Below are 13,830 nucleotides of genomic sequence, written 5' to 3' on the forward strand. Positions count from 1 at the left end.
CGTTATGATGCAGCGCGCATCCCACCCGCACAAGCTTGATGCATCAAGCTTTCAGCCCGTAAACAGGGAGTCTTCGGCCATGACCACCATCCGGCCGGTGTTCTACGTTTCCGATGGAACCGGTATCACCGCCGAAACCATTGGCCACAGCCTGCTCACCCAGTTCAACGGGTTCAACTTCGTCACCGACCGCATGCCGTTCATCGACGATCCGGCCAAGGCGCGCGCGGCGGCCGAGCGCATCCGTGCCGCCGGCGAGCGCTACCAGGTGCGGCCGATCGTGGTCAATTCCTGCGTTGATACCGAACTGAGCCTGATCATCGCCGAGAGCGGCGCGATGATGCTCGACGTGTTCGCGCCGTTCATCGAGCCGCTGGAGCGCGAGCTCAACGCGCCGCGGCTGTCGCAGGTGGGCCGCGCGCACGGCATCGTCGATTTCGACACCTACCACCGCCGCATCAACGCGATGAACTTCGCGCTCACCCACGACGACGGCATCGCGTTGACCTACGACGAGGCCGACGTGGTGCTGGTGGCGGTGTCGCGGGCGGGCAAGACGCCGACCTGCATCTACCTGGCGCTGCACTACGGGGTGAAGGCGGCCAACTACCCGCTCACCGACGAGGACCTGGAGTCCGACCGCCTGCCGCCGCGCCTGCGCGCCTACCGGCACAAGCTGTTCGGGCTGACCATCGACCCCGAGCGCCTGCACCAGATCCGCGAGGAGCGCCGCCCCGGCTCGCGCTATGCCGACCTGGAGACCTGCCGGCGCGAGGTCGGCGCGGCCGAGACGATGTTCCGCATGGAACGCATCCCCACGCTGAGCACCACCCATACCTCGATCGAGGAAATCTCCAGCAAGGTGCTGGGCACGCTCGGCCTGCGCCGGGAGATGTTCTGAGCGGCGCTTGCAGCAACGGGGTGGGCAGCGTGTAGGATCGGGGGCATGGAATCCGCCACCTCCCCGGTCCGCCGCGTTCCCCGCCTGAGCCGCTTCGGCTGGCTCATGGGGCTGTACGCGGAGAACTTCCTGCACATCAACCGGCTGTTCGCGCCGGCGTGCCTGCCCGCGGGCCGCTATGTCTCCTCGATCGGCGATGGCCTGGACGTGCGCCTGGACGTGATCGAGCAGCATGCCTACACGGTGGAGCTGCGCCTGACCTACGAGCTGGTCGATCCGGTCACCGGCGAGCCCGATCCCTCCGCGCACGTGCGCGTGTACCGGGACGCGCGCCAGGCCGAGACCACGCACTGCTACGTCGGCCGCCGCTGGCAGGACGTGGTCGGCCTGTACCCGCCGCCGGCCGAGCTGATCAGCCACCGCATGCGCATGAACACCTTCCTGGGCAAGTGGCTGGAATACCTGGCCGAGCGCGGCCACGGCGTGGCCACGCTGCATGCCAGCCCGATGCCGCTGGCGAGCGGCCTGCCGGGCCGCTGATCCGCGCCAGCCCCTGCTTTCCCGGAAACCCGAAGAAGATGCCCTATACCCCGATCGTGGCCACGCTCGGCTACGTGCTGTCCGAAGACCGCCGCCAGGTCCTGATGATCCACCGCAACACCCGCCCGGGCGACCTGCACCTGGGCAAGTACAACGGCCTGGGCGGCAAGGTCGAACGCGACGAGGACGTGCTGGCCGGGATGCGCCGCGAGATCCGCGAGGAGGCCGGCATCGAGTGCGGGCCGATGCGCCTGCGCGGCACGATCAGCTGGCCGGGTTTCGGCAAGCATGGCGAGGACTGGCTCGGTTTCGTGTTCCTGATCGACGGCTACACCGGCACCCCGCTGCACGCCAATCCCGAGGGCACGCTGCAGTGGGTCGAGCGCGGGCGCATCCTCGAGCTGCCGCTGTGGGACGGCGACCGCCAGTTCCTGCCGCTGGTGTTCGACGAGGACCCGCGCCCGTTCCACGGGGTCATGCCGTACCGCGACGGGCACATGGTGTCCTGGTCGTATTCGCGCCTGTGAGGTTGTCCACCGCCGGTGTGGATGCGTCGCCGGCAAAGCTGTGGACAAGCACCGCAACCGCTTGATGGGCAAGGGACGACTTTTGCGGTGGCGATTTTTTCGCCAGCGGCGTGCGAGGTTCTCCACAGCCGGTGTGGATGATTGCGGGACAAGCCTGTGGACAGATCCGCGCGACCCGCGCGGCGGCGTCCTCTCCCGCGGGTTGGCGAAAAAATGGCCAGGGCGCTGCGCCCCCGCATGCCGGTGTCGCGCTAACCTGTGCCACCCCAAGGATGCAGGCCTGCGATGAAACGGCACTTCTCGATGCTCCGCGAGTTCCAGCTCGCCGACTGGTTCACGCTGGGCAACGCGTTCTGCGGCACCGGCGCGGTGTTCGCCGCGCTGCGCTTCCTCCACGAAGGCCAGCGCCACGACCTGCTGCTGGGCATGGCGCTGATCCCGCTGGCGTTCGTGTTCGACGCCCTGGACGGGCGCGTGGCGCGCTGGCGCAAGTCCTCCTCCACGCTGGGCCGCGAGCTCGATTCGCTGGCCGACGTGATCTCCTTCGGGGTGGCGCCGGCGGCGCTGGCCTATGCCTGCGGCATGGACGGCGGCTGGGACTGGCTGGTGCTGAGCTACTTCGTCTGCTGCGGGGTCAGCCGCCTGGCACGCTACAACGTCACCGCCGAGGACCTGGCCGGCGAGGACGGCAAGGTGCACTACTTCGAGGGCACGCCGATCCCGACCAGCCTGGTGCTGGTGCTGGTGCTGGCCGCCGCCGCCGCGGGGGGCCACGTCGGCCAGGCGCTGTGGTGGGGACAATGGCAGCTGGGGCCATGGCAGCTGCACCCGCTGGTCCTGCTGTTCGCGCTGTCCGGGTCGCTGATGGTCAGCAAGACCCTGCACATTCCCAAGCCCTGAACGTGGTGATGGCGGCCACGGTTGCTATGATCGGGCAGGCCTGCCTGGGAGGGTGACGATGGCCAGCCACGAATCCGACGGTCCTGTCGATTGGGAAGCGCTCGCGCGCCAGTACTGGGGCGCGTGGACCAGTGCGTTGCGCGAGCCGCCTTCGGCCGCCGCACCGGCGGGCGAAGGCGCGCCGGACTGGGAGGCGATGTTCCGGACCTGGCGCGAGCTGTTGCAGCAGCTCGGCACGCCCGGGGCGGAGGCCGCCGCCGAGGGCCTGGGCGGGCCCGCCGCGCACTGGTTCGCGCTGATGCAGCAGGTGGCCTCGCGCTTCGCCGGCCGCGAGGCTTCCGGTGCCGAGATCGCCGCGGCCTGGCGCCAGGCGGTGCGCGGCCAGGAGGCCGACTGGCTGCGCTGGCTGGGCCAGGCCGGCCAGGCCAGCTGGGACCCCTGGCTGGAACGCATGTCGCGCTGGCTGGCGCAATGGCGCGCCGCCGGCGCGCCCTGGCTGGACCTGCCGGGACTGGGGCTGGGACGCAACGACCATGCGCGCTGGCAACGCCTGGCCGACGCGCAGAAGGCCTACCAGTCCGCGGCCGATGCCTACCTGGAACAGCTGCGGCAGGCGCTGGAGGCCGGCTTCGCCCTGTTCGAGCGGCGCCTGGCCGAGCACGAGGCACCGGGCACGCGGCTGGACAGCGTGCGCGCCCTGTTCGACCTGTGGATCGACGCGGCCGAGGAAGCCTACGCCCAGGTCGCGCTGTCGCCACGCTTCCAGCAGGCCCATGCCGATTTCGCCCACGCGCAGATGCGCCTGCGCGCGGCCATCCAGGCCGAGGTCGAACGCATCGCCGAGCCGCTGGGCGTGCCGACCCGCACCGAGATGGACAGCGCGCACCGGCGCATCACCGAACTGGAACGCGAACTGCGGCGCCTGCGCGACCAGCTCGAACGGAACGAACCGCCACCGCCGCCGCCCGAGCCCAGGCCGCGGCGGCGTACGCGCCGGACGGTTCCGCCCGCGGCGCCCAAGGGGGCTGCGCCGCGCCGGCCGGCCCGGCGCAAGCCGGCGCCATGAACGGCCCCCTGGACCTGGACCCCGAGCGCCTGCTGGCGGAGGCATTGCGGGCCCAGCGGCGACTGGGCGAAGGGTTGCGCCTGCTGGCGCAGGTGGGCGAGGTGGACTACGGCGCCACCGCGCGCCAGGAAGTCTGGCGCGACGGCAAGGTCGTCCTCTACCGTTTCGTCGGCGAGCGCCCGCCGAGCGCGCGGGTGCCGTTGCTGATCGTCTATGCCCTGGTCAACCGCCCGTACATGGTGGACCTGCAGGCCGACCGCTCGCTGGTGCGGCGCCTGCTGGAGCAGGGCGAGGACGTGTACGTGCTGGACTGGGGCTATCCCGACCGGTCCGAGCGCTACCTGACCCTGGAGGACTACCTGCTGGGCTACCTGGACGGGGCGGTACGCTGGCTGTGCCGCCATGCCGGGTTGCCGGCGATCGACCTGATGGGCATCTGCCAGGGCGGCGTGTTCGCGCTGTGCTATGCGGCCCTGCGCCGCCCGCGCGTGCGCAACCTCGTCACCATGGTCACGCCGGTGGACTTCCACACCCCCGACAACATGCTCGGGCACTGGGCACGGGCGCTGGACGCGGACCTGATGGTCGACACGCTGGGCAACATCCCGGCCGACCTGATGAATGCCAGCTACCTGATGCTCAAGCCGTTCCGGCTCAACCTGCAGAAGTACGTGGGCATGCTGGACATCCTCGACGACCGCGAGGCGCTGGAGGATTTCCTGCGCATGGAGAAATGGATCTTCGATTCGCCCGACCTGGCCGGCGAGGCCTTCCGCGAGTTCATCCAGACCTTCTACCAGCACAACGGCTTCGTCGCCGGCGACGTGCGCATCGCCGGGCAGGCGGTCGATCTGCAGGCGCTGGACATGCCGATCCTGAACATCTACGCCGAGCAGGACCACCTGGTGCCGCCGGACGCCTCGCGTGCCCTGGGCGGACTGGTGGGCAGCGACGACTATGCCGAGCTGGGCTTTCGCGGCGGCCACATCGGCATCTATGTCTCCGGGCGCGCCCAGCGCGAGGTGCCGCCGGCCATCCACGCCTGGCTGCGCCGCCACGACGGTTGAGGCCGGCGCTTGCCGCCACGGGTATCGACGATGACAGGCACCCCTCCGTTTTCCCTGGCGACGGCGTGCCGGCATGGGCCGATCCGGCACCGGAGGCGGCGCCGGGAGCGGCGGCGATGCGCCTGAGCGTCCTGCGCACGGCGCAGGTGCTGGGCGCGCTGTGGACCCTGCCGAACACGCTGGCCGGCCTGCTGCTGGGCGTGGCTGGCATGGCCGCCGGTGCGCGCGTGGGCTGGCAGCCGCGCGAGTGCGCGCTGGTATTCCGGCACTGGCCGTGGGGGCCGGGCGGGGCGATGACCCTGGGCAACGTGATCCTGCTCAAGGGCGCCAGCCTGGATATGGCCTGCGCGACCTACGAGCACCGCGCGGGGCGCTGCCGCCACCCGCGGGTGCGGCTGGGCGACCACGAGCGTGCCCATGTCTTCCAGTACCTGGTGCTCGGCCCGCTGTTCGTGCCGGTGTACCTGGCGTGCGGCGGGGCCCACGTGCGCAATCCGTTCGAGCGCGCGGCCGACCGCTACGCACTCATCGGGCGCGGCTGGTGGCCCGGGGCCGGCTCAGCCGAGACGGGCGAAGCCGAATAGGCGTTCCAGCGGATGGCGGCGGCGCTCGATCGCCGCGCGCAGCATGCCGGCGCCGATCGTGCTGTAGGTGATGCCGTTGCCGCCGTAGGCCATGGCGAACAGGATCCGTCGCGGCAGCGCGGGGTGGGCGCCGAAGAACGGCAGGCCGTCATCGGTCTCGGCGAAGGTGCCGGCCCAGGCGAAGGCCGGTTCCGCCTCCAGTCCCGGCAACCGCCGCGCGAGCTTGCGTTCCAGCCGTGCCGCCTTGCGCGCGACGCGCCGGTCGCGGCGCGCGGGGATGTCCACCGCATCGTCCTCCCCGCCCACCACCAGGCGGCCGTCGCCGGTGCTGCGCAGGTACAGGTAGGGCCGGGCGGTCTCCCACATCATGGTCCGCGACAGCGCGCCCAGCCGCGCGGCGGGCAGGGGATCGGTGACATAGGCATAGCTGCTGCGGTTGCGCGCGACCGGCCGCGGCAGCCAGTGCTGGGCGGCGTAGCCGGCCGCCACCACGACGTGGCCGGCGCGCAGGTTCACGCCCTCTGCGGTGCGCAGGTGCATGCAGCCGCGCCCGGGACGCACCTCCACCACCTCGGTGCGGTCGTGGACGTGGGCACCGGCGCGCCGGCAGCGCGCCAGCAGCCGGTAGGTCAACCGGTACGGATCGACCCGGGCCGCGTCGCGGCTGAGCAGGCCGGCGGGCGCTGCCACCCCGAAGCGCTCGTGCAGCTCGCCGCGGTCGCACCCGGCCACGGCGATGCCGTGGCGCCGGCGCAGGGCGAGCTCGTCGGCCAGGCCGGGGACATCGCGCCCGCGGCTGGCGAAGTACAGGCTGTGGCAACGGGCGAAATCCACGTCGCGGAACGGGCGGACCCGTTCGGCCAGCTCGTCCAGGGCGTGCAGGCAGGCCAGGTAGGCCTGGGCCGCGGCCGCCTCGCCGTGGCGCTCGGCCAGCCCGGTCATCGGCACGTCGATCTCGTACTGCAGCAGCGCCGTGCTGGCACACGTGCTGCCCCAGCCGACGTCGCGCTGTTCCAGTACCGCCACATCGTGGCCGTGCCGGACCAGCTCGTCCGCCACCAGGGCGCCGGTGATGCCTGCGCCGATCACCGCCACGTCGCAGGCGAGGTCGTGTTCCAGGGGCGGGAAGGCCAGCATCAGGCCGTTCCTGACCGCCCAGAAGGGATAGCCGCTCTTCAGGTCCATGAACCCATCAGGCCCACTCCAGGGTGAAACGGCCGTGAGCTTTACGGGCTGCTGAGGCAATTTGCATGCAGCTGTAACGATCGCTCGCCTACCCTGTCCTCCGTAGTTGGAACGGGAGTGTATTCATGTCGATCGTGCTCTACGTGGGCGGCAGCCGGGACGGCGAGAAGGGGGTGATGCCCTACGGCTTCACCAAGTCGATGACCGAGGGCGAGGCCGGCCGGGAGATCTACGTGGAGCGGCGATTGCAGGTGCATGGCGGCCCGCGACTGCGGGTGATGGCGCTGGAAACCCTGGACGAGGACGGCGTGCGCGAGCACCTGCGCCGTCACCGCCAGCGCCCGGCCTGAGGCCGGACCGGCCCGCACGCGCCTGTCAACCGGTGCGTGCCGGGGAGGGGGCTGCCAGAATGGCGGCTTTCCTCCCGTGGTACCGGTTGTCGCAATGCAAGAAGACAGGAAGCTCGCCCAGCAGATCGCCCAGACCATCGCCGCCGAGATCGGCGCCCAGCCCGCCCAGGTCAACGCCGCCGTCGCGTTGCTGGACGAAGGCGCGACGGTGCCGTTCATCGCCCGCTACCGCAAGGAGGTCACCGGCGGCCTAGACGATACCCAGCTGCGCAACCTGGAAGTGCGCCTGACCTACCTGCGCGAGCTGGAGGAGCGCCGCGCCGCGATCCTGGCCAGCATCGCCGAGCAGGGCAAGCTCAGCGACGAACTGGCGGCCGAGATCGCCGCCGCCGACAGCAAGTCGCGGCTGGAAGACCTGTACCTGCCGTACAAGCCCAAGCGCCGCACCAAGGCGCAGATCGCCCGCGAGGCCGGGCTGGAGCCGCTGGCCGACGGCCTGCTGCAGGACCCGACCCGGGTGCCGGAGGCGTTCGCCGCCGGTTTCGTCGATGCCGGCAAGGGCGTGGCCGACGCCAAGGCGGCGCTGGAGGGCGCGCGCGCGATCCTGATGGAGCGCTGGGGCGAGGATGCCGAGCTGGTCGGCCAATTGCGCCAGTGGCTGGGCGAGTGCGGCATGATCCGGGCCCGCGTGGCCGAGGGCAAGGAAGAGGCCGGCGCCAAGTACCGCGACTACTTCGACCATGCCGAACCGTTGGCGAAGATCCCCTCGCACCGCCTGCTGGCGCTGTTCCGCGGCCGCCGCGAGGAGGTGCTGTACCTGGACCTGGAGCCGGGCGGCGACCCCGAGGCCGGCCACCGCCAGGCCGAGGGACGGGTGGCCGCACGCGCCGGCGTCGCCGACCGCGGGCGCCCGGCCGATGCCTGGCTGCTGCAGGCCGCGCGCCTGACCTGGCGCGCCAAGCTGCACATGCACCTGCTGCTGGACCTGTTCAACCAGGCCCGCGAGAAGGCCGAGGCCGAGGCCATCGCCGTGTTCGGCGACAACCTCAAGGACCTGCTGCTGGCCGCGCCGGCCGGCCCGCGCGTGGTCCTGGGGCTGGACCCGGGCATCCGCACCGGCTGCAAGATCGCCGTGGTCGATGCCACCGGCAAGCTGGTCGATACCGCCACCATCTATCCGCACGAGCCGCGCCGCGAGTGGGACCGTTCGCTGGCCGTGCTCAAGGCGCTGTGCGCCAGGCACGCGGTGGCGCTGGTCGCCATCGGCAACGGCACCGCCAGCCGCGAGAGCGACCGGCTGGTGGCCGACCTGATGAAGGCGGCGCCGGAACTGAAGCTGCAGAAGGTGGTGGTCAGCGAGGCCGGCGCCTCGGTGTACTCGGCCTCCGAGTTCGCGGCCCGGGAATTCCCCGGCCTGGACGTGTCGCTGCGCGGCGCGGTATCCATCGCCAGGCGCCTGCAGGATCCGCTGGCCGAGCTGGTCAAGATCGAGCCCAAGGCCATCGGCGTGGGCCAGTACCAGCACGACGTGGACCAGTTCCGCCTGGCGCGCGCCCTGGAGGCGCGGGTCGAGGACTGCGTCAACGCCGTCGGCGTCTACGTCAACACCGCCTCGGCCGCATTGCTGGCGCGCGTGTCCGGGCTTTCCTCCGGAGTGGCCGAGAACATCGTGCGCCATCGCGACGAGAACGGGCCGTTCAAGCGCCGCAAGGACCTGCTGAAGGTGCCGCGGCTGGGCGAGAAGACCTTCGAGCAGTGCGCCGGCTTCCTGCGCATCGCCGACGGCGACGAGCCGCTGGACGCCTCGGCGGTGCACCCGGAGGCCTATCCGGTGGTCGAGCGCATCGTCGCGGCGACCGGCAAGCCGATCAAGGCGCTGATCGGCGACGGCGGCTTCGTGCGCGCGCTCAAGCCGGAGCAGTTCACCGACGCGCGCTTCGGCGTGCCGACCGTGCGCGACATCCTCAAGGAGCTGGAGAAGCCCGGCCGCGACCCGCGCCCGGAGTTCAAGGCCGCGCAGTTCGCCGAGGGCGTGGAGGACATCAAGGACCTGCGCCCCGGCATGGTGCTGGAGGGCGTGGTCAGCAACGTCGCCGCGTTCGGCGCGTTCGTGGACATCGGCGTGCACCAGGACGGGCTGGTGCACATCTCCGCGTTGTCGGACAGCTACGTCAAGGATCCGCGCGACGTGGTCAAGGCCGGCGACATCGTCAAGGTGAAGGTGCTGGAGGTGGACGTGGCGCGCAAGCGCATCGCCCTGACCCGGCGCATGAGCGACGAGCCAGGTGCGCCGACCTCGCGTGCGGGCGAGCGCCCCATGGCCGACCGTGCGCGCCCCGATGGGCGCACTTCCGGCCGCGGCGCGGGCGGTGACGGTGGCGGCAAGCCGCGTACCGCCGCACCGCCTCCGGACAACGCCCTGGCCCAGGCCTTCGCGCGGGCGCGCAAGGGCTGAGCTTCCTCCAGGGCGGCGGCGTGCCGCGCCGCCCTGGAGGAAAGGGGCGCGGCGGGATGCGGCCAGCCTCGAGGACCGTACGTGGGTCGGGACGTGCCGGGTGGCAGACGCCGGCATGGGCGCGGACTACCGGGCCTTGGTGCGCCGGTGCGAAAGCCGGGGCAACGCCATCGTCGAGCCGGTATTGGAGGGGGCGAAGCCTTGCAGCGCAGAGTCCGGACAGGCGCATTCCCGCGCCGGGGTGCGTGAACGTGCCGGGGTGGCCGGAGCAAAGGTTGCAGGCAAGACCGGGGACGGTCCGGAACGTTGGAAGAGATTGTCGCGTTCAGCGGCACGGCCGTATCCGGAAGCCGGCCCGCCAGCATGCCGCCGCCCACGACCCGCGACCGCACGGAAATCGCCGTGCGTCGCGGCCTCGCCTCGGCAAGCGGATGCCGACCGTCAGTTCGCCGAAGGCGTGCGCCAGGCGAGGGCGTCGACAAGGGCCTGGCGCAGCTCGGCACTGTCGTAGGGCTTGGCGAGCACGACGCCGGCACCGAAGGTGCGGGGCAGGGCATCGGCAGCCAGCCCGGTGGCCAGCACGAACGGGATGCCGGCGGTGACCAGGTGCGTGGCCACCGCCTCGCTGGTCTCGCCGCCGCCGAGGCGAAAATCGAGGACGGCCAGATCGGGATTGCCGCTGCCGGCCAGCTGCAGGGCCGCAGCGACCGTACCCGCCGGGCCCAGGACCTGGGCACCGAACTGGGCCAGTTGCAGCTCCAGCAGCGTGGCGTTCATCTCGTCGTTTTCCACCACCAGCACCCGCAACCCTTGCAGCGCCATCCGGACCTTCCTGCCCATTCATGCTTGCGACGTCTGAGTATAAAAGCGCCATGGGCCCCCACCGGAAGCACTTTCGGCAACGGCTCGTTGAACGATTCAGCATGTTGTCGGCGCAGGCGCCTGGGCTATACTGCGCGGCCGCGCCGGAGTGGCGGAATCGGTAGACGCAGCGGACTCAAAATCCGCCGCCCTTAAAAGCGTGTGGGTTCGAGTCCCACCTCCGGCACCAGGTCCCCGCATCGCCCGTTTGCTGCCGTCGTGGCACGGCCGTGGGGCGTTGCCGGCAGGCAATGGGATGCGGTCGCCGCACGGCATGATCGCCTGTTCCTTCAGGCTGGCGTCCTCGCCGCCAGACGCTACGGGGCATCGGGGGGCGATGCCGCGGAATTCCTGCGCTCGTTCGCCGTGGTTTCCTGCCTTTCCTTCAACCTTCAATGATCCCGCTCGGCCTGGCCGCGGCGGCAGACGGCATGTTGCCGGCAGGTCGCATGCGCGGCCGGCGACGGAGCTGCGTCGAAAAGGCCAGGGCGCATGGCGTGACGCGCAACCGCGATGCCGTCGCCTTGCATGAGGAATACCGGCGCGGAATCCGCACGCAACATCTGCTCCGGACGGCGGGGCTCGTCGCGGGCTTCGCCGGCGAGGCAGCCAGCGCGCCGATGTGGGCCGATGGCCGCGACGGAAGCCATGCGGCAGGACCGGCCCGGCTCGCCGTTCCCGCGTGCAGGCGCCATCGCGCCCGGCTATTTCAGGTGGGTCTGCAGCAGTTTGACCAGCGCCTGCGCCTCCTGGCGCCGCCGCTCGGCATCGGCCTCATCGGCCAGGTGCCCGCTGATCTGCCCGGCCAGCACCTCCATCATCAGGCCCTGCATCGCACCCTTGGCGGCGGCCATCTGAACCAGCACCTTGCCGCAGTCCTCGTCAGCCTGCAGCGCCTTCTCCAGTGCGGCGACCTGGCCGGCGATGCGCCGGACGCGTTTCAGCAATGCCTGCTTGGCGTGGGAAGTGTGCGACATGATCCGGATGATATACCCTGGGGGGGTATCAATCGAATGGGGTCCTTGCCGGCATGCAACTCGATGTCCTGGCCGCCGATCGGCGGCATTCCCACGTCTTCGACGGCGGCAATGCGCTGGCCGAGCGTGGCGCGCGGCGCGCGATGTGGCTCACCCTGGCCATGATGGTCGTCGAGATCGGCGGCGGCTGGTGGTTCAACTCGATGGCGGTGCTGGCCGATGGCTGGCACATGAGTTCCCACGCGCTGGCATTGGGGCTGTCCGCCTTCGCCTATGCCTGCGCGCGCCGCTATGCCGGCGACCGGCGATTCGCCTTCGGTACCTGGAAGATCGAGGTGCTGGCCGGCTACACCAGCGCGGTGCTGCTGCTGGTGGTCGCCGCGCTGATGGCCTTCCAGTCGGTGGAGCGCATGTTCCAGCCCGCGCAGATCCACTACCGGGAGGCCATCGCGATCGCGGTGGCGGGACTGGTGGTCAACCTGGTCTGCGCCTGGTGGCTGCGCGACGACCACGACCACACGCACGACCATGCACACGGCCACGGCCACGGCCACGGCCACGCGCATGCCCATGGGCAGCAGCACGACATCAACCAGCATTCGGCCTTCCTGCACGTCGTCGCCGATGCCGCCACCTCGGTGCTGGCGATCGTCGCCCTGCTGGGGGGACTGTTCTTCGGCGCGGCCTGGCTCGACCCGCTGATGGGGGTGCTGGGCGCGGTGCTGGTCACGGTCTGGGCATGGGGACTGCTGCGCGCGTCCGGGCGCGTGCTGCTCGATGCCGAGATGGACGATCCGGTGGTGGAGGAAATCCGCGAGGTCATCGAGGCCGGCCGCGTGCCGGCGCGGCTGACCGACCTGCATGTGTGGAAGGTGGGACGCGGCAAGTATGCCGCGGCGGTCGCGCTGCTCACCACGGCCGGCTGGAGCGCCGACGACTTCCGCCGGGAACTGGCCGTCCACGAGGAACTGGTGCACCTCACCATCGAGGTCATCCGCGTGGAAGCGGCCGTCGCTTGAGGATGCGTGGCCGGTGCCATCGGTTCCTGTCGGCTTCAGGCCGGCATTCCCCGGGCGCATGAAGGGAGTGTCCTACTGCCCCATCGGCGGCGGCGACGTAGTGACCGCGAATCTCGGCCACCACGGTGCCGTCCACCTGCAGCGGCACCATCGGCGATTGTCGCCGGCGTAGCGGTTTCCACGGCCGCGCGCGGCGCCAGGTCCGGCGGCGGCATGGCGGGAGCCCCGGGTACAAGGCTGGACGAGGACCGGAGCGCCCCCGTTTGCGAGAGCGATCCAGAGGGCAGTCCGCCTGTGCACACGCCGCAAGGACATGGCGCGGGGGCGCTTCCCGTGCGGCCCGCGGGGCCGGAGTCGCACTGTCGAAAGCCACAGGCGGGTGACGCGGTACCCGGCCGCGAAGCGGTCCCCGGCACGATGGCGTGGACCAGGTGCACGACGGGCTACGGCGCAGGGGGACCGGGTTCGCCCGTGTCCGCCGCGGGAATATCGCCGGCCCGGGGCCGCGCCGCCAGGGCGCTGGCCACCTTCGAGCGGGTCGGCCGGCCCAGGGCCGAGCAGATGAACGTGCCGGCCTCGACCAGGCGCGGCAGGTCCACGCCGGTGGCGATGCCGAGCCCGTCGAGCATGTAGACCACGTCCTCGCTGGCGACATTGCCGGATGCGCCCGGGGCGTAGGGACAGCCGCCCAGCCCGGCCACCGCGCTGTCGAACACGGTCACGCCCAGTTGCAGCGAGGCCAGGATGTTGGCCAGCGCCTGGCCGCGGGTGTCGTGGTAGTGGCCCGCCAGCCGGCGCACCGGCACCCGGGCCATGACGGCTTCCAGCATGCGCATCACCTCGCCCGGCGTGCCCACGCCGATGGTGTCGCCGAGGGAGATCTCGTAGCAGCCCATCTCGTGCAGGGCCGCGGCGACCGTGGCCACGGCGGCGGGCGCGACCGCGCCATCGTAAGGGCAGGCGATGGCGCAGGAGACGTAGCCGCGCACCGGCACGCCGGCCTGCCGTGCACGCTCCACCACCGGTGCGAAGCGGGCCAGGCTCTCGGCGATGGAGCAGTTGATGTTCCGCTGCGAGAAGGTTTCGGACGCGGCGCCGAACACCGCCACTTCCTGCGCGCCGGCGGCGAGGGCGGCTTCCAGGCCGCGCAGGTTGGGCACCAGGGCCGACCAGGCCACGCCGGTGCGCCGTGTCACCCCGCGCATGACCGCATCGTGGTCGGCCATCTGCGGCACCCAGCGTGGCGAGACGAAGGCGGTGGCCTCGATGCGGCGCATCCCGGCGTCGGCCAGGCGCTCGGCCAGGGCGAGCTTGGTGGCCGTGGGCACCTGGCCCGGCTCGTTCTGCAGGCCGTCGCGCGGGCCGACCTCGACCAGGCTGACGCGGTCGGGCAGGGCG

14 protein-coding genes, 1 tRNA gene and 1 pseudogene are annotated in these 13,830 nt (G+C 71.4%); 11 read left to right on the top strand and 5 right to left on the bottom strand.

Going from position 1 to position 13,830, the window contains the following annotated elements; all coding sequences use genetic code 11:
- Nucleotides 1–79: 79 nt before the first annotated feature.
- From ppsR to BN3794_RS07115, 7 genes and pseudogenes are all read left to right on the top strand, one after another.
- On the top strand, nucleotides 80–901 hold the full coding sequence (gene ppsR, locus BN3794_RS07085) for a posphoenolpyruvate synthetase regulatory kinase/phosphorylase PpsR (RefSeq protein WP_066095323.1): 822 nt from the start codon (nucleotides 80–82) through the stop codon (nucleotides 899–901).
- Between the two features lie 45 nt (nucleotides 902–946).
- Nucleotides 947–1,441, top strand: a complete 495-nt coding sequence (locus tag BN3794_RS07090) for a DUF1249 domain-containing protein (protein WP_066095325.1) — start codon at nucleotides 947–949, stop codon at nucleotides 1,439–1,441.
- Nucleotides 1,442–1,479: 38 nt separating this feature from the next.
- Nucleotides 1,480–1,968, top strand: coding sequence for an NUDIX hydrolase (locus BN3794_RS07095; protein ID WP_066095328.1), 489 nt, complete (start codon nucleotides 1,480–1,482; stop codon nucleotides 1,966–1,968).
- Nucleotides 1,969–2,253: 285 nt separating this feature from the next.
- A complete protein-coding gene (locus BN3794_RS07100; protein WP_066095331.1) occupies nucleotides 2,254–2,868 on the top strand; it encodes a CDP-alcohol phosphatidyltransferase family protein in 615 nt (204 codons plus the stop codon).
- 58 nt (nucleotides 2,869–2,926) lie between these two features.
- Entirely contained in the window at nucleotides 2,927–3,934 is a 1,008-nt protein-coding gene (gene phaE, locus BN3794_RS07105) for a class III poly(R)-hydroxyalkanoic acid synthase subunit PhaE (RefSeq protein WP_078059636.1), read from the top strand.
- Nucleotides 3,931–5,001 (top strand): class III poly(R)-hydroxyalkanoic acid synthase subunit PhaC, encoded by a 1,071-nt coding sequence (locus tag BN3794_RS07110; protein ID WP_066095336.1) that lies wholly within the window; start codon nucleotides 3,931–3,933, stop codon nucleotides 4,999–5,001. The genes phaE and BN3794_RS07110 overlap by 4 nt, the downstream gene beginning before the upstream one ends.
- A gap of 116 nt (nucleotides 5,002–5,117) precedes the next feature.
- Nucleotides 5,118–5,652 (top strand): annotated as a pseudogene (locus tag BN3794_RS07115) (hypothetical protein).
- On the opposite strand, the gene BN3794_RS07120 reads toward BN3794_RS07115, so the two are convergent.
- The gene (locus tag BN3794_RS07120; protein ID WP_066095339.1) at nucleotides 5,559–6,770 is read right to left on the bottom strand and encodes an NAD(P)/FAD-dependent oxidoreductase; all 1,212 of its coding nucleotides are present in this window, start codon (nucleotides 6,768–6,770) and stop codon (nucleotides 5,559–5,561) included. The pseudogene BN3794_RS07115 and the gene BN3794_RS07120 sit on opposite strands and share 94 nt — an antisense overlap.
- A 125-nt stretch (nucleotides 6,771–6,895) precedes the next feature.
- Here BN3794_RS07120 and BN3794_RS07125 point away from each other — a divergent pair, with 125 nt between their 5' ends.
- Both BN3794_RS07125 and BN3794_RS07130 read left to right on the top strand, forming a co-directional pair.
- Nucleotides 6,896–7,120: a hypothetical protein gene (locus BN3794_RS07125; protein ID WP_066095341.1), complete on the top strand. Its 225-nt coding sequence runs from the start codon at nucleotides 6,896–6,898 to the stop codon at nucleotides 7,118–7,120.
- Between the two features lie 94 nt (nucleotides 7,121–7,214).
- Nucleotides 7,215–9,575 carry a Tex family protein gene (locus BN3794_RS07130; protein ID WP_066095344.1) on the top strand — a complete coding sequence of 787 codons (2,361 nt, stop codon included), beginning with the start codon at nucleotides 7,215–7,217 and terminating at the stop codon, nucleotides 9,573–9,575.
- A 441-nt stretch (nucleotides 9,576–10,016) separates the two neighbouring features.
- Here BN3794_RS07130 and BN3794_RS07135 read toward each other — a convergent pair whose 3' ends face one another.
- The gene (locus BN3794_RS07135) at nucleotides 10,017–10,397 is read right to left on the bottom strand and encodes a response regulator (RefSeq protein ID WP_066097134.1); all 381 of its coding nucleotides are present in this window, start codon (nucleotides 10,395–10,397) and stop codon (nucleotides 10,017–10,019) included.
- Nucleotides 10,398–10,539: 142 nt separating this feature from the next.
- Between BN3794_RS07135 and BN3794_RS07140 the strand changes: the two genes are divergently transcribed.
- Nucleotides 10,540–10,626 (top strand) — tRNA-Leu (locus BN3794_RS07140).
- Between the two features lie 202 nt (nucleotides 10,627–10,828).
- Here the strand turns inward: BN3794_RS07140 and BN3794_RS16315 are convergent.
- Together BN3794_RS16315 and BN3794_RS07145 are read right to left on the bottom strand one after the other, a co-directional pair.
- Entirely contained in the window at nucleotides 10,829–11,086 is a 258-nt protein-coding gene (locus BN3794_RS16315; protein ID WP_147675688.1) for a hypothetical protein, read from the bottom strand.
- A 54-nt stretch (nucleotides 11,087–11,140) separates the two neighbouring features.
- Nucleotides 11,141–11,413: a metal/formaldehyde-sensitive transcriptional repressor gene (locus tag BN3794_RS07145; RefSeq protein ID WP_066095347.1), complete on the bottom strand. Its 273-nt coding sequence runs from the start codon at nucleotides 11,411–11,413 to the stop codon at nucleotides 11,141–11,143.
- A 53-nt stretch (nucleotides 11,414–11,466) separates the two neighbouring features.
- On the opposite strand from BN3794_RS07145, the gene dmeF reads away from it, so the two are divergent.
- The gene (gene dmeF, locus BN3794_RS07150) at nucleotides 11,467–12,432 is read left to right on the top strand and encodes a CDF family Co(II)/Ni(II) efflux transporter DmeF (protein WP_066095349.1); all 966 of its coding nucleotides are present in this window, start codon (nucleotides 11,467–11,469) and stop codon (nucleotides 12,430–12,432) included.
- A gap of 443 nt (nucleotides 12,433–12,875) precedes the next feature.
- On the opposite strand, the gene BN3794_RS07155 is transcribed toward dmeF, so the two are convergent.
- Nucleotides 12,876–13,826 carry a hydroxymethylglutaryl-CoA lyase gene (locus BN3794_RS07155; protein ID WP_280524932.1) on the bottom strand — a complete coding sequence of 317 codons (951 nt, stop codon included), beginning with the start codon at nucleotides 13,824–13,826 and terminating at the stop codon, nucleotides 12,876–12,878.
- Between the last annotated feature and the right edge of the window lie 4 nt (nucleotides 13,827–13,830).

Origin of the sequence: Xanthomonas massiliensis (assembly GCF_900018785.1) — a bacterium.
In the GTDB taxonomy this organism is placed as follows: domain Bacteria; phylum Pseudomonadota; class Gammaproteobacteria; order Xanthomonadales; family Xanthomonadaceae; genus Xanthomonas_B; species Xanthomonas_B massiliensis.

What these genes read in the sequence shown, in the direction of transcription:
- ppsR (WP_066095323.1), top strand. Translation starts at nt 80, where the DNA reads ATGACCACCATCCGGCCGGTGTTCTACGTTTCCGATGGAACCGGTATC.
- BN3794_RS07090 (WP_066095325.1), top strand. Translation starts at nt 947, where the DNA reads ATGGAATCCGCCACCTCCCCGGTCCGCCGCGTTCCCCGCCTGAGCCGC.
- BN3794_RS07095 (WP_066095328.1), top strand. Translation starts at nt 1,480, where the DNA reads ATGCCCTATACCCCGATCGTGGCCACGCTCGGCTACGTGCTGTCCGAA.
- BN3794_RS07100 (WP_066095331.1), top strand. Translation starts at nt 2,254, where the DNA reads ATGAAACGGCACTTCTCGATGCTCCGCGAGTTCCAGCTCGCCGACTGG.
- phaE (WP_078059636.1), top strand. Translation starts at nt 2,927, where the DNA reads ATGGCCAGCCACGAATCCGACGGTCCTGTCGATTGGGAAGCGCTCGCG.
- BN3794_RS07110 (WP_066095336.1), top strand. Translation starts at nt 3,931, where the DNA reads ATGAACGGCCCCCTGGACCTGGACCCCGAGCGCCTGCTGGCGGAGGCA.
- BN3794_RS07120 (WP_066095339.1), bottom strand. Translation starts at nt 6,770, where the DNA reads ATGGACCTGAAGAGCGGCTATCCCTTCTGGGCGGTCAGGAACGGCCTG.
- BN3794_RS07125 (WP_066095341.1), top strand. Translation starts at nt 6,896, where the DNA reads ATGTCGATCGTGCTCTACGTGGGCGGCAGCCGGGACGGCGAGAAGGGG.
- BN3794_RS07130 (WP_066095344.1), top strand. Translation starts at nt 7,215, where the DNA reads ATGCAAGAAGACAGGAAGCTCGCCCAGCAGATCGCCCAGACCATCGCC.
- BN3794_RS07135 (WP_066097134.1), bottom strand. Translation starts at nt 10,397, where the DNA reads ATGGCGCTGCAAGGGTTGCGGGTGCTGGTGGTGGAAAACGACGAGATG.
- BN3794_RS16315 (WP_147675688.1), bottom strand. Translation starts at nt 11,086, where the DNA reads ATGGCTTCCGTCGCGGCCATCGGCCCACATCGGCGCGCTGGCTGCCTC.
- BN3794_RS07145 (WP_066095347.1), bottom strand. Translation starts at nt 11,413, where the DNA reads ATGTCGCACACTTCCCACGCCAAGCAGGCATTGCTGAAACGCGTCCGG.
- dmeF (WP_066095349.1), top strand. Translation starts at nt 11,467, where the DNA reads ATGCAACTCGATGTCCTGGCCGCCGATCGGCGGCATTCCCACGTCTTC.